The sequence below is a fragment of the Cerasicoccus sp. TK19100 genome (assembly GCF_027257155.1).
Taxonomy (GTDB): Bacteria; Verrucomicrobiota; Verrucomicrobiia; order Opitutales; family Cerasicoccaceae; genus Cerasicoccus; species Cerasicoccus fimbriatus.
This window is the reverse complement of the sequence record NZ_JAPWDU010000002.1, coordinates 36,148-50,781: the sequence shown is the minus strand read 5'-3', so window position 1 is coordinate 50,781 and position 14,634 is coordinate 36,148. Positions and strand designations below refer to the sequence as shown.

Below are 14,634 nucleotides of genomic sequence, written 5' to 3'. Positions count from 1 at the left end.
CGAAAAGCTCAACTCGCCGGTGCCAATGCTTTCATCGCCGCTTTCATCTCTTTGGCCGCGAGGGCGTAACCCCCGGAGGAGCCGTCAACGAAGTGCAAGTGCTCGTGCTGGTAGCTATCGATGACACATGTTACAATCGCCGATTCCGCCACGTGGTGGCCATACACGACCTCATTGGGCAAGAATGCAGCCTTCACGCTGGTAAGCAATTGCTGGCGCTGCGCGGCTGTACCGGAGAGCACAAAGCGCAGGCAATCGTCGATTTTGCGGAAGTCGGCATTGGCGATCAAGTCCTCACGATAGTGGCTCCAATCGGCACCCGCAAACTTGAGGCCGTATTTCATAATGATCCGGCCGACGAGGACCTGCAGCCGCAAATATTTACCATAACTCCAACGTCGCACCGCACCTTCGGCGAAGGTCCGCACGCGATGCTCCAGTCGAAGATGCGCGGGCTTGGTGGCTAGTTTGAGACCGCCAAGATGCAACGGGTTGGATTGCTCAGCGTCGCCGTAGGCCTCCTCGACCAGCGTGATGATTTTGCGAAACGCCGACGCGCGTTGCTGCTCATTGCCAATCGCCCGGAAAATGTAGGCCACCGTCTCTCCGTGGCGGCTGGGAATATTTTCCCAACGGCATTCGAGGCCGCTGAAGTCGGCGCTCTGGCGGCCTTTCTCGCTGAGTCGGTAGGGATTATTGGGGCGCGGGTCTTTAACGAGTTCATCAGCCAGCTCCAGGCCACCGCCCATAAACATGGTCTGCGTCACCCAGTCGGTTAATTTGAAACGAGCCACCCGCACCTCGCGGCCACGCGCCAGAATCTCGCGATGCGGCACGATGCCAATACGCAGCGACAAATTGAAATCCTCCCGGGCCATGCGACAACTCGCGCGCAAAACCGCAGCCACGTCTTCGCGGCGCTCCGGTGGCAGGCAAAAAGTCGCCCCATCGCCGCCGAACACGAAAGGGATTTCCTCGGGCTTGTGTAAATTGCGCACGGCTGCGATCGCTGCCACGCCAACGCCGTTGACCTCCTTATATCGGCCGCGGGCCAGATTCTCCGTGGAGCCCTGCACGTCGGTCACCGCGATCAGCCAGTCCTCGGGCAGCCGACGGTAGACACCGGGGTCCACCACTTCCATTAACGAATGAATCAGCGGAAGGCGCTCGACAAAACTGCCTGACTCTTTTTCCGGCATGGAAAAAGTAATCGACGAAATTTTCTCACTTGGCGAGCTGTGTTTTGTGCCGACGCCTCATCTCGAACATCACCCCAAAAATTCCTAACAAAGCGCCTAGGGCGTATGTGGACGGCTCCGGTACGGGAACGGGAATAATCTTGCTCGGGTCATTGGGGTCAACAATGGCACCGCCTGGCGCGAACATCACTTGAGTGCCCACATCGATGCTGGAAGAACCGGGATTGAAGATGATGGAGTTCGTATCCACCCAGTTGATGACCGTCAGCGTGCCAGAACCGCTAATTGCGCCCAAATCAACCGTGACATTGGGATTATCGCCCAAATCAATCGTCGAATCGCCATTAAGCGTCAGCGAGTCAAACTCCACGTTGTAGCCTTGGGTGTCCAAGGTGCCGCCGTTCATCGTAAGGGATGCCTGATTACCTGAAGTCGGGAAAACATCATCCGCCCCCAACTCAAGCGTGCCACTGTTTACGTTAACGCTCGCGCTATTCCCAACCGACTGATTCAGGAGCAAGGTCCCGCCGTTCACGTTAATCGTCGCGTTGTTTTTGATGGAGTTGACCGTCGTGGTGCCCCCCTGCAGGTCAATCGTCACGTTATTGGCCAGTTCCCCGTTGAAAACCGCGATGGCTGTATTCTGGATAAAGATATCGGTGCCGGTGCCAATTTTGCCGTTAAAGATCGCATCGGCATCATTGAATATAGTGATCGTGGAATTCGTACCCACATTGCTATTATAAACCTGAGAGCCACTACCTTGCGATATCACCACGCTATATACAGTCTGGACTGTATTGAGGAAAATACATAAGACCCCAATACGCGTAAACCATTTACTGTAATTAAGATGCGACATTATAAATTCAATCCCAACGATGTAATAAATATCGTCAGGATATTACTAAACTTAAGCTAAAGTCGCTGCAAGCAATCTAAGTCAAGCCAATGAATAATTAACCATAGCGATAAAAAAAGCGACCCCCTATACCGGAGGTCGCTTTGAAAAGTATCGCCTGAGGGCTACAGCTTAGTAGCGGTAGTGTTCCGGCTTGTAAGGTCCTTCTACGGTAACACCGATATAGTCAGCCTGCTTTTCGGTGAGCTTGGTCAGCTTGCAGCCGATCTTTTGCAGGTGCAGGCGGGCGACTTCCTCGTCGAGTTTCTTCGGGAGGATGTAAACGCCGGGCTTGTATTTCTCGACGTTCTTCCAGAGCTCGACCTGAGCAAGGACCTGGTTGGTGAAGCTGTTGGACATCACGAAGGACGGGTGACCGGTCGCGCAACCGAGGTTAACGAGGCGACCCTTGGCCAGCAGGTAGACGCTGTTGCCATTCGGGAAGGTGTATTTGTCCACCGCGCCCTGATGGTCAGGCTTGATTTCCTCGTGGTCAACGCCGGGCATGTCATCGAGCTTGTCGACTTCGATTTCGTTGTCGAAGTGGCCGATGTTGCAGACGATGGCCTGGTCCTTCATCTTGGACATTTGGTCGGCGGTGATGATGCCGAAGTTACCCGTGGTGGTGACGTAGATGTCGCCCCAGCCGAGGGTGTCTTCAACGGTCAATACGCGGAAGCCTTCCATGGCGGCCTGCAGTGCGCAGATCGGGTCGACTTCGGTGACAACAACTTGGGCACCCTGTGCGCGCATGGCCTGGGCGCAGCCCTTGCCGACGTCGCCGTAACCGCAGATCACGGCAACCTTGCCCGAGATCATCACGTCGGTGGCGCGCTTGATGCCGTCCACGAGGGACTCGCGGCAGCCATAGAGGTTGTCAAACTTAGACTTCGTAACGGAGTCGTTGACGTTGATCGCCGGCACGAGGAGCTTGCCCTTCTTGTGCATTTCGTAAAGGCGGTGAACGCCGGTCGTAGTCTCTTCGGAAACACCCTTCCAGTCCTCGAGCACGCTGTGCCAGTGGTTAGGCTTGTCGGCGTGAATCTTCTTAAGGAGCTTCTTGATGACCTGCTCTTCGAGGCTGCTGGAGTCGCTGTCGACCCACTTCTCGCCGTTCTCGAGCTCGTAACCTTTGTGGATGAGGAGTGTTGCGTCGCCGCCATCGTCCACGATCAACTGAGGGCCGGAGCCATCGGGCCAGGTGAGAGCCTGCTCGGTGCACCACCAGTATTCCTCGAGGGTTTCGCCCTTCCAGGCAAAGACCGGCACGCCTAGGTTCTTCGCTACGTAGGCCGCAGCGTGGTCCTGGGTGGAGTAAATGTTGCAGGAGCACCAGCGCACGTCAGCGCCAAGTGCCTTCAGGGTTTCGATCAGCACGGCGGTCTGAATCGTCATGTGCAAGGAGCCCATGATGCGGACGCCCTTGAGGGGCTGCTCGCCGGCATATTTTTCGCGCGTGGCCATGAGGCCCGGCATTTCGAATTGAGCGATCTCGACTTCCTTGCGGCCGAAGTCGGCCAGCGTGATGTCGCGAACTTTATAGTCAGTGGTTGTTTTTGTTGCGGTGCTCATGTGTTAATTCAAAAGTTAAAATTCAAAATTCAAAAAATGATGAATGCGCTATTCTTGTTTTTGAATTTTGCATTCATCATTTTGCCTTTAGCTGCCAACGGCAGCTTTAAGTTCTTCAGCCTTGGCGGTGCACTCCCATGGGAGGCCTTCCTTGGCGAAGTGGCCGTAGTGCGTGGTTTCGCGGTAAATCGGGCGCAGCAGATCGAGCTGCTTTACGATGTCTGCCGGCTTGAAGCTGAAGACTTCCTTAACGGCCTTTTCGATCTTGGCGGTGTCGACTGTTTCCGTGCCGAATGCGTCGATGTGAATCGAAGTCGGGTGCGGATAACCAATCGCGTAGGCAACCTGAAGCTCAACCTTCTCAGCGAGGCCAGCGGCCACGATGTTCTTGGCAACCCAGCGGCACATGTAGGCAGCTGAGCGGTCAACCTTCGACGGATCCTTACCGGAGAAAGCACCACCACCGTGACGGCCATAGCCACCGTAGGTGTCGACAATGATCTTACGGCCGGTGAGGCCTGCATCGCCTTGAGGTCCGCCAATGACGAAACGGCCGGTCGGGTTGATCAGGAACTGGGTATCCTCGTCAATCATGTCGGCTGGCAGCTCTGGCTTGATCACGTTTTCGATCAGGAACTCCTTGATCTCTGCCAGCGTCACGGCTTCCGCGTGCTGTGTGGAGATAACAACGTTGTTGATCTTAACCGGCTTGCCGTTTTCGTATGCAACGGCTACCTGGCTCTTGCAGTCCGGGCGGAGCCATGGCGCAGGGCTGTTCTCGGCCTTGCGGATTTCCGCCATCTTGCGCAGCAAGCGGTGGGCATACATGACCGGTGCGGGCATGAGCTCAGGCGTCTCGTTACAAGCAATACCGAACATGATGCCCTGGTCGCCAGCGCCCTGCTCTTCGGTGTCCTTACCGGCGGCAGCAGCGGCGTCTACGCCCTGAGCGATGTCGCCGGATTGCTTGGTCAGGATGTTATTAATGAAAACTTCGTCGGCGTGGAAAACGTCGTCGTTGTTAATGTAGCCGATGTCGCGAATGGCGTCGCGAATGACTGAGTTGTAGTCAAACTTGGCGTTCGTGGTGATCTCGCCAGCTACGGTAACCACGTTGCTCTTAACGAGTGTCTCGCAAGCAACGCGGCTCTTTGGGTCCTGCGCCAAGCAGGCGTCCAGGATGCTGTCCGAAATGTAATCGGCGACTTTATCGGGGTGACCTTCACCCACCGATTCCGAAGAAAAGTGGTAAGATTTGCTCATAAGAGTCCCAAAACATGCGAAGGCTTGGCTGAAAATCAAGCCATTAAATCAATATATCTGGATTTGTTGATATAAACATTAGAAAATCGAGCGGATCATTGCCTTTCGCGAGCGGATCTTGTAAAAATACAATATCGTTAACCGGAATTTTGCACCGAATGACTACCCGTTTCGCATTACTAATTACGTTTGCTCTTGGGCTCACGGCACCAGTTTTAAACGCAGCCTGCGCTGAGAGCCAAACAGCCGCTCAGGCAGTTGAACAGGCGGACGCCATCGCGGTGGCAGGCATCTCTCATCTGGAATACTATCTGAGCACTACGGGTGAGATTCGCACGAAGGCATTGATCACCGTCAATGAAACCATTAAGGGCGCACTACCCGATCGCTTATACGCCAGCCAATCCGGCGGCAGCTACGGCAATGAGCATTCTTACGTCAGCATGTACAGCGCGCTAACGCCCGAGGATCGGGCGCTCGTCATGCTGGCCAATTCTCCGGATGGGCCGGAGTTTTGTATCGTGCCCAATGGTATGTTGCCCCTCCCCGCCGACCCGGATTCCGACCACCTGACCAGCTCCGAAAACGCCGCGGAATATTGGCTGACCGAAATCCGTGAATATTGCACCGACAACCCGCAGGACGGCGTCGACTTCACCGCCTATGGCGTCACCAAAATCGCCCGAGATGCCACCAGCACGGGCTTACTGGGCGACACCACCCCGAGCCGTTTTCTCGCCCCGGACCGTGGGCGCCCAATCCCCGTTATCTACAATGACTCGACACGCCCACCCGGCATCACCGAGGCTCAATGCCTGGAAGCGCTGGAAGAAGCACTAGCCGCGTGGGAAGGCGTTTGCACAGTGCGCTTCCAGATCATCGGCAAAGAGGATTTCATCAAGTCCACCCGCGAAATCACGGTCGGGGAAGTCACCACTCCAATCTACGGCGACGAGGTTATCCTGATCGATTTTCACGATAATTTTGACCAAATCAGCAACGCCTCTACCACACTGGGAGTCGGTGGACGATCCGCGGTTTCCAGCTCGATTGGGCCAGTTGGCGGCACTGTTGGGGAGTTCGATTTTTTCCATTCCACCAAAGGCTATGTGGTGCTCGACCACGAGAAAACGTCTCTGCAATCGCTAGAGAAACTCAAGCAAGTGCTCACCCACGAATTGGGGCATGTGATCGGCCTCTCGCACAGTAGTGAAGACCCGAACGAAACGGACCCCTTTCTCAAAGCGGCCACCATGTATTTCCGCATCAGCAATGACGGGCGCGGCGCATCGGTCCGCGATTGGGACGTTCAATTCGTGAATCTGATACACCCGCTCAATCACCCGCCCTACGCTTTCAGCCAATACTTCAAGCTCGTAAACGCCCCGAGCCCAATCCTCAGCGACGAAATTAACCGCTATCGGCTCGCAGTCGGCGACCTAGATGGCGACGAGCTGACCGTGGAAATCTTAGACACTTTCGATTCCGGGCGCATTCAGCATACCTTCATCAACGACAACACCGGCATCGAACTGACGCCCTTAGGCCTGTCCTTCGACTTAAGCACGGAGCCAACCTCGTTCTTCCAGGGTCGACGCATGCTCTATCGCGTCAGTGATGGCGTTAATAAATCGCCAGTAGTGACGTTTTCCATGAAGAATTTGTTCCTCGATCAAAACCCCATCTGAGCCATCGACGGCCTACCGGACAGCTGGATGACCGAGCATTTTGGTCAGACGATCCCCGGTGCCAACATGGGGCCGGACGACGACTTCGACGGTGACGGCCAGACCAACATGCAGGAATTCCTCGGCGAGACCGATCCCACCGATCCGACGGACAATTTCAGCGCGACAGTTGTGTTCACCAAGGGCAATGCAGGCTCCGCTGAATGGTCACTTTATGAATTCGGACTGGTCGAGCTAAGCAGCTCAACGGACCTAAAGACGTTCACCCCAGTCACGCTCATGCAGGTGGTCAACAATGAGACCGAAGCCGGATTGGATTTCCAAAGCGACAGCAATGAACCGACTTTTTACCGCCTGAGGCGCATCGATTAACGTAGCCTACTTCAGCGCTTTGGAAGGCGAAATCTCGGCCCAGCTAATGAGCTCCAATTCTCCGACTTCCTCTTGACCATCGCTATAGTCACCGCTGTCGTCAGTCGCTCCATCGCCCAGGTTGACATCGTAGTAAAACTCGACGCCATTGGTGACTTCGATGTATTTGGCAACCACGGCTCCCCGAAACTGGGCCTTGGGCGTGCCGCCAACCCCTGCCAGACGGACGTTTGAGTTTGGCGCATTCACCACACCGGTAAAAACATCGAAGTTGTTCAGCACGACGTCCTGGCTGTTCTTGGCAATTAGCTGAAACTGCGACGGGAACTGCTGGTCGATGTAGTTGGCATTCACGTGCATGTTCTCACCCGCCATGATCGTCAGGCTGGCACCGGGCTTGATATCAATACTCCCACCAAGGTTCAAATTGCGCTGAGCATCGATCACCACATCACCCACAATGGTCAGCGTGGCGTTTTGATTCGTGCTGATGCGCTCGGTATTCACCCATGTCGGCGTCAGCGAGTTCCCTAAAGTAATATCCTTGGTGTTTTGCCAGTAGTTTTGGTCGAAGCTCAATTTTAGGTAACCGCCATCTGTTGGCAGCTCGGGATTCGGAATTTCCCCATCGAAATCCTTGGAAATGTAATTGCTGTCGACACCGCTCGTTTGCGACGAGTCCGGCCCAATGATGGTCGCATTCTGGGCTTGCTGGTTTGGATTATTAAAGCCGGAAGAGTAGGTAATGTTACCGCCGCCCGTACGAATCGAGCCATGCACGACGGCGTTGTTGACTTGAATGGCCCCATAGTTTGCTGATGGCGTCGCTACGGTGACATACCTGCCGGTGTTCACGCCCCAAATCGGCACGCCGTTGTTAACGTTGCTGTCGTAGCTGGAAATTTTCATCCCGGGATTGTTGTGGTTCAGCTTAATGGAATCGCGGGCAACCATGCCATAGGCAAACACGCCCGAGCCGGTGTTTTCGTCTGCCTGCTCCTGGGTGACCGCTTGTTTGACCCGGGTCTCTACGGCGCGTTCAACGGGATTTTTGCCCAGATCAATGCTGGCCAGTGAGGTGATCAAATACTCGCCACCACCTTGCTCGACAATACGCACTTTGGTCGTCGAACCATATTGGCCAACCGGCGAGGTGTCTTGGTATTCCCAGGTCAAATCTGCGGTCTTCGGCCAACTACCGCTACCCAGGCCTTCGTTGGCAATGGCGTGCATACCCAGCTCGATACCGGACTCCGCCAAATGAAACGCCGAGTAACCCAGACCATAACGAACAGTAGTCTGATGTTGCGAAATAAGCGAACGGCTCAAGAAGGTGATCGATAAAATCGCCACCGCGCTGAAGATCATCGCCAACAGAATGACAGAGCCGCGACGTGATGGTAAGTTCGATTTCATAGTGTGCGATTGCGGAAAGTAATGATGGAAGTTTCGGTCTTGTATGCCTTGGAACCGTTGGTCGTGGAGACTTCGGTTTCGATTTCCAACTTGGCGGCATTGATGTCAATCAGGGTGCTGGTCTCTGCGCCAAAACGGTCGTAATAGGTGAACTTCGCCGAATGCACATCGTCCAGCAATACGCGTGAAGTGGAGCCATCGGTCTCGATGATTTCTTCCTTCTGAGCGTCGTAATAAATTGAGAGCCGCTCTTTGTTACCGGATAAATCGACGGTCGTGAACTCAAACTTGGTTGGCGTGGTCGTGTGCGCGCTGCTTACTGAATGCAGCATTTTATTGATTTTCTCGAAGGCAAATTGGGTCTGGGCAGCGTGATCCGCATGCTCCATCGACACCTTGAGACCTTTACTGAAACACAGAAAAGTCGCCGTAATGCCTCCGGCGAGCAGGCCAAAAATGGTCAAGGCAATCAGCAACTCCGGCAGGGAGAATGCAGAACGCGCGCCGTTAGTTTGCCGAGCTGAACTTTTTATCCGAAAGACCATCTTTGGTGAAAATTGCGCGGCCTACGATACTGTGTGGGCGGTTTTTGACGGACCAGTTAATCGACACCGTGGATTGGATAATCTCTTGCGAGGAATCCGTGAACTCCAACTGCCGGGTGACGGCGTAATCGACGTTATTGACGGTGGCGGTGGAGTTGGACTTCACCTCGGTCGGTGACTCCTCCTCACCGATGCCGAGAAGACCTCCCAAACCACCAAAAAGACCACCCCCACTGCCGGACTGCGAGCTACCGGAGCTGGTAATCTCCTGTGCAAGTTGGTCAAATGTCTGCGTGCGCAAATTCTCCAACTCGGAATTCAGCACGGTGTAACCACTGCGGACGCTATCGGAGGTAAAATTTAGCTGCCGTATTTCCGGCAAAGCCAGAATGCTCGCGCCCATGACCAACCCCAGAATGGTCATCCCGACCATTATTTCGATGAGCGATAACCCCGGCGAGCGCCGCTGAGGCATATTCGTGGAAATGATATAGTTTTTCATTTGGCACTAGATGTTGTCTTACGCAGTGGGGCTAGTGCGTATAATAGGCTAAAGAATATACGACCTTTTGACTCTGTTTTTAAGAGGATAATGCTCCAATTCGTGGTTTTGACGGTATTTTTAGCACCCCATCTGCATATGGCTCGATCTCATTGGGGCCATATTACCATAAAGACTGTTAAGGGATAATGAATACGCAGGCTGATTTTTGGTAAAAGCGCATGAAATAGCGATGGCCACCTTTCCGTTTGATATTTCCCCGCGCTACTGTTCTAGTGCTCGTTCACATTTTTCTTATGCAGCCTTATTGCCATTCCCGCTTTAAAGCCACCCGCCGTGAGACGCGTGAAGTCAAGGTAGGCCCCGTCGGCGTCGGCGGTGGTAACCCCATCCGTGTCCAATCCATGACCACCAGCCTGACGCAAGACGTCGAGGCCACGGTCAAGCAATGCATCCGCCTGGCGGAAGTCGGCTGTGAAGTGGTCCGCATCACCGCGCCGAACAAGACTGCTGCCGAGGCCCTTGGCCCGATCCGCAAGCAGTTTTCCGCCGCCGGTTTTGAGCATGTGCCGCTCGTGGCAGACATTCACTTTTTGCCCAGTGCCGCGATGGTCGCCGTGGAGCACGTGGAGAAAGTCCGCGTCAACCCGGGCAACTACGCCGACAAGAAGAAGTTCGCCGTCACCGAATACACGGACGCCGCCTACGAGGAAGAGCTGGAGCGCCTGCACAATGCGTTTAGCCCGCTGGTCCTCCGCGCCAAGGAACTGGGCCGCGCTTTGCGTATCGGCACCAACCACGGTAGCCTCTCCGACCGCATCATGAACCGCTATGGCGATACGCCGTTAGGCATGGTCGAGTCTGCGCTGGAGTTCATTCGCATCGCCGAGAGCCACAATTTTCACGACATCATCCTGTCGATGAAGGCCAGCAACCCGAAGGTCATGATTCAGGCCTATCGCCTCGTCGTCGAAAAGATGAACCTGGAGGGCATGAAGTATCCGCTGCACCTCGGCGTGACCGAGGCTGGCGAAGGCGAAGACGCCCGCATCAAGAGCGCAGTCGGCATTGGTGCCCTACTCTACGATGGCCTCGGCGACACCGTCCGTGTCTCCCTGACGGAAGACCCCTGGCACGAAATCCCCGTTTGCCAGGAGCTGGTCAAACGCGCGCATGCCCACTGGGAGCAATCCGCCCAGCTGCCCGATTCCGACCGCAGTGAGGCGCACGCCAATTTCTACGAATACCAGCGCCGCGACATCGTCGACCTGTCATTCGGTGCCAACGCCCCGATTGGCAACCTGGAGCCGCCCCGCGTTATCACCCCGGCCCACCGCCCGCTCTCCGAGCATGCGGAAATCGTCAAGGACGTGCTCGACATCAACCGCAAGTTCAAGGACGCCAAGGTCGAAGGCCTGCTGGTGGAAGTAGCCTCGAATGACGATCTGCCGCACCTCGCCAACCTCGCCAAGGCACTTGGTACTACCGTAGAATGCATCGTCGTAAAATGCATGAGCGAGGACATCTCACTTCAAGGGATGGAATGGAGTAAAGACGTGCGCTGGATGTTCATTTGCAAATATGAGGAAGATTGCCTTGAACACGCTCATCAATGGGCCGTGCAAAATGACTTTCTCTTGGCAATCGACACCAACGCCCAACAGGTTCATGCGTGGGCGGAAACCATTCGCAAACTAGGCGACGGTCGACTCGTCTTCACCCGCACAGGCGTCCCGGGCGACACCCACGCCACCGGCGCTTACCGCGCACTGGGCGACGCGCTGAAGGAAATCGGCACCAAGGCACCGCTCTGGGTCCGCGTGACCCCGGAAATGCAGGTGCTGCAAGAAGACGGCTTTGGTAACCAACTGCTCGAAGCCTCCATGGTCGCGGGCAACCTGTTCGTCGACGGCATGGGCGACTTGATTTCCGTTGAAAACATCGGCCGCGCCGACCAGGCAACCGCCCTCGCCTACAATCTCCTCCAAGCTGCCCGCATGCGCGCCACGAAGACGGAATACGTCGCCTGCCCGAGCTGCGGACGCACCCTCTTCGACCTGCAAGAGGTCACTCAGCGCATTAAGGGCCGCACTGGTCACCTGAAGGGCGTCACGATCGCAGTCATGGGCTGCATCGTCAATGGCCCCGGCGAAATGGCAGATGCGGACTTCGGCTATGTCGGCGGTGCCCCAGGCAAGATCAACCTCTACGTCGGCAAGGAATGCGTGAAGTTCAACATTCCCGAGGTCGAGGCGCTCGACCGCCTGGTCGACCTCATTTCCGAGCACGGCAAATGGGTCGAACCCGAAGCCGTCGAAGAGGCTGCTCAAGTGTAGAGCTTTTCTCATCTAGCATACTAGATCCCAAAGTTTCCCCAAAACGCTGACTAGAGATTAGTCAGCGTTTTTTGTGCACCAATGGCTTTGTAAATATGAATTAAAACCTGCCGCCAGCCGAAATTTAATGCCGCGTTAAGACTCCTGTGGTATAATATCCCCTGTGTTCATGAAGCGCATTTTCCAGCTTGGCGGCTGCTTAATACTCACCGCCTTGTTTACGCTATGGCTTGTTTGGGGCCAAGAAGCTTCGCGCAACTCAGAGCCCTGCACGAAAGCCGCACAATCGGACAAGCGCTGCAACATGGCCTCCGCTGTCGAGGCCACCTCGACCTGGCCTGCGCCCCAAACCAATCGCCGTGATCTATCGGCGCGCAACCCGGTGTTGGCTGACATTCTTTCGCGCTCCGCCGAGTTCGCCACCCGCATCGAAACCAGCGCCACAGGCGGCCGGGAGGAAACGCGCCTCTACCGCACCCCTGAAAAATATCCGCATTGGCGCGTCAAAACAATCTGGGACGAACACAGCGAATTTTTGCGAGACGAAGTCGCGGTGGCCGACCACCTAATCGTGCAAGCGGACCCCGCCAGCATTGACGACACCATGGCCGCCTTGGTCGACGCCGGGCTCAGCGTCCGCCGCCAGCTTTGGGCCCCTGGGCTGTTGTTGATCAGTGGCCCGGAGCCATCGCTCGACGCGCTGGAGCAGCTCGGGCTGAGCATTCAGCAAATCCAGGCCGAAGGCATTGAGCAGACCAGCCTCGACGTAATCGTGTTTGCGACCGCAACGCCCGACGACCCGCTTTTCTCCAACCAATGGTGCCATAATTCAACCCACGCCAAAGATCCGGACATGGATTCTACCGAGGCTTGGGACATGCTGAATCACGCGGACGACGTCGTGGTGGCCGTGATCGATAGCGGCATCGACCACCTGCACGAGGACCTCGCTGCAAACATGTGGACCAACACAGGTGAGATAGAAGGCAACGGCATTGACGACGACGAAAACGGCCTCATCGACGACTATCACGGCTATGATTTCGCCAACGACGACGGGGACCCCATGGACGACAATCAGCACGGCACCCACTGCGCAGGCATCATTGCCGCCGTCGGTAACAACGGCGTCGGCGTCAGTGGTGTCGCCTGGCGAACCAAGCTCATGGGCCTGAAATTTTTGAGTGCCTCCGGTTCCGGCTCGCTCTCCGACGCCCTCAACAGCATCTACTACGCCGCGTTCATGGGCGCAGATATTACCAGTAATTCCTGGGGCGCACTGGGCAGCGTTCACCCGCTGATCAGCGAATACATCGCCATGACCGACACGCCGTTTATCGCTTCGGCTGGCAATGACGGCTTGGACACCGACATAAATTCTCACATACCGACCTCTAGTGAGGAGCCCAATATCATTGCCGTCGGCGCGCACACGGCCAGTGACAACCTCGCCTACTACAGCAACTACGGCCTCGAAACCGTGGACCTCTCCGCGCCGGGATCCAGCATTCTCAGCACGTTGCCCAGCAACCGCTACGGCTACCTGAGTGGCACCTCCATGGCAGCACCGCAAGTGGCGGGTTGCGTCGCGCTCATGATGCAACTGCGGCCCGAGCTGACCACTGCCGAGATCAAAGCAATGCTACTCGCCACGGTGACGCCGGTCACTTATCTGGAGGGCAAAGCGGTTTCCGGCGGGCGCGTTAATTTGAACGATTTCCTCTTCGACGGCCTGCTGCCGCCAGTGATCACCAGCATGGCCTCGGCACAGGGTTTCCTCGGCGCGGCGTTCGACTTCGACGTCACGGCTGCCAATTACCCAACAGCGTTTACCGCCACTGTATTGCCCGGCAGCCTGAGCCTAGACGCGGCCACGGGCGAAATCACCGGCCAGCCTGACGCCACCGGCGAATACACCGTCACCTTGACGGCGAGCAATCTCGCCGGTTCCGACGAGCAAACCTGGACCCTCACCGTCGGCAACGAGCTGGAGCACTGGATTTTCGAGAACCTCGGCCTCGGCCAAAGCGTGGAAACCCTGGCCGAACAGGATACGAACAGCGACGGCATTTCCGACATCGTCAACTACGGCACGGGCGGCTCCTATAACGACCCCGAGGAGGCGCGCACTAAACTGCCAAAAGTCGAGGAAGACAACGATCGTCTGTTGTTCACCTTTCGCCGATTGGAAGGCTCGGGCACCGGCTCAACGGTCGATGGCTACACCGTTGGCGGTGTGACTTATAAGGTCTATTGCAGCGACGATCTGGCAGACTGGCAAACCGGCGCCAGCGCACTGGAGCAGATTGGCTCGCCGGTATCCAATGGCGACGGCACTGAAAGCGTTACCGTGGGCGGCTTGGGCGAAGGCGACTTCTGCTTTTACCGACTGGAGATTTTACCAGCGAATTAGCGCTCCCACTCAAGGCCCTTCTTCTTCATTTCATAGACCAAGCCAAGGGTCAGAATGAAGAGGAAGAACAGAATCGGCCAGAAATCAAGCACACCCACAGCGAGTAGCTCACGGTAAACGAGCACCCACGGAATCATGAAGACCATCTCGATGTCGAACAGGATGAACAGCATCGCGACGACATAGAATTTCACGCTAAACTTCGGGTGTGGCTTACTTTCCTCCAGCATACCGCACTCGTAGGCGGCGTCCTTCGCGTAGTTGCCGCGCGCGCGCTGGCCAAAGATGTGACTCGCCGTCAGGATCGCCGCAGCAATCACCACAGCGAGCAAAATCTGAATCAATACGGGCAGGTAGTCAGCCAATTCCATGACGCCCTAGGAAATCATTGGCCCCGCACTTGGCAAGCGGTTTTTCGGAGTATCGG

12 protein-coding genes are annotated in these 14,634 nt (G+C 56.0%); 4 read left to right on the top strand and 8 right to left on the bottom strand.

From position 1 onward, the window contains the following. Window positions 1-8: 8 nt before the first annotated feature. From O3S85_RS03580 to metK, 4 genes are all read right to left on the bottom strand, one after another. A complete protein-coding gene (locus O3S85_RS03580) occupies window positions 9-1,199 on the bottom strand; it encodes a DUF3095 domain-containing protein (protein WP_269537903.1) in 1,191 nt (396 codons plus the stop codon). A 25-nt stretch (window positions 1,200-1,224) separates the two neighbouring features. Further along, the gene (locus O3S85_RS03575; protein WP_269537902.1) at window positions 1,225-1,932 is read right to left on the bottom strand and encodes a PEP-CTERM sorting domain-containing protein; all 708 of its coding nucleotides are present in this window, start codon (window positions 1,930-1,932) and stop codon (window positions 1,225-1,227) included. Window positions 1,933-2,232: 300 nt separating this feature from the next. Further along, a complete protein-coding gene (ahcY, locus tag O3S85_RS03570; RefSeq protein ID WP_269537901.1) occupies window positions 2,233-3,672 on the bottom strand; it encodes an adenosylhomocysteinase in 1,440 nt (479 codons plus the stop codon). An 87-nt stretch (window positions 3,673-3,759) separates the two neighbouring features. Further along, a complete protein-coding gene (metK, locus tag O3S85_RS03565; protein WP_269537899.1) occupies window positions 3,760-4,935 on the bottom strand; it encodes a methionine adenosyltransferase in 1,176 nt (391 codons plus the stop codon). A gap of 158 nt (window positions 4,936-5,093) precedes the next feature. Here metK and O3S85_RS03560 point away from each other — a divergent pair, with 158 nt between their 5' ends. Together O3S85_RS03560 and O3S85_RS03555 are read left to right on the top strand one after the other, a co-directional pair. Beyond that, a complete protein-coding gene (locus O3S85_RS03560) occupies window positions 5,094-6,623 on the top strand; it encodes a matrixin family metalloprotease (RefSeq protein ID WP_269537898.1) in 1,530 nt (509 codons plus the stop codon). A 27-nt stretch (window positions 6,624-6,650) separates the two neighbouring features. After that, a complete protein-coding gene (locus O3S85_RS03555; RefSeq protein ID WP_269537897.1) occupies window positions 6,651-6,995 on the top strand; it encodes a hypothetical protein in 345 nt (114 codons plus the stop codon). A gap of 6 nt (window positions 6,996-7,001) precedes the next feature. Here O3S85_RS03555 and O3S85_RS03550 read toward each other — a convergent pair whose 3' ends face one another. The 3 genes from O3S85_RS03550 to O3S85_RS03540 are packed head-to-tail and all read right to left on the bottom strand — an operon-like array spanning window position 7,002 to window position 9,458. After that, the gene (locus tag O3S85_RS03550) at window positions 7,002-8,411 is read right to left on the bottom strand and encodes a DUF7305 domain-containing protein (RefSeq protein WP_269537896.1); all 1,410 of its coding nucleotides are present in this window, start codon (window positions 8,409-8,411) and stop codon (window positions 7,002-7,004) included. After that, window positions 8,408-8,956, bottom strand: coding sequence for a PulJ/GspJ family protein (locus O3S85_RS03545; protein ID WP_269537894.1), 549 nt, complete (start codon window positions 8,954-8,956; stop codon window positions 8,408-8,410). Before O3S85_RS03545 ends, O3S85_RS03550 begins: the two co-directional genes overlap by 4 nt. Further along, entirely contained in the window at window positions 8,919-9,458 is a 540-nt protein-coding gene (locus O3S85_RS03540) for a prepilin-type N-terminal cleavage/methylation domain-containing protein (RefSeq protein WP_269537892.1), read from the bottom strand. Before O3S85_RS03540 ends, O3S85_RS03545 begins: the two co-directional genes overlap by 38 nt. A gap of 296 nt (window positions 9,459-9,754) precedes the next feature. Between O3S85_RS03540 and ispG the strand changes: the two genes are divergently transcribed. Both ispG and O3S85_RS03530 read left to right on the top strand, forming a co-directional pair. Then, a complete protein-coding gene (gene ispG, locus O3S85_RS03535) occupies window positions 9,755-11,794 on the top strand; it encodes a (E)-4-hydroxy-3-methylbut-2-enyl-diphosphate synthase (protein ID WP_269537890.1) in 2,040 nt (679 codons plus the stop codon). A gap of 169 nt (window positions 11,795-11,963) precedes the next feature. After that, entirely contained in the window at window positions 11,964-14,207 is a 2,244-nt protein-coding gene (locus O3S85_RS03530; protein ID WP_269537888.1) for a S8 family serine peptidase, read from the top strand. Here O3S85_RS03530 and O3S85_RS03525 read toward each other — a convergent pair. Next, window positions 14,204-14,578, bottom strand: coding sequence for an NADH-quinone oxidoreductase subunit A (locus O3S85_RS03525; protein ID WP_269537887.1), 375 nt, complete (start codon window positions 14,576-14,578; stop codon window positions 14,204-14,206). The two genes, O3S85_RS03530 and O3S85_RS03525, sit on opposite strands and share 4 nt — an antisense overlap. Window positions 14,579-14,634: the final 56 nt, after the last annotated feature.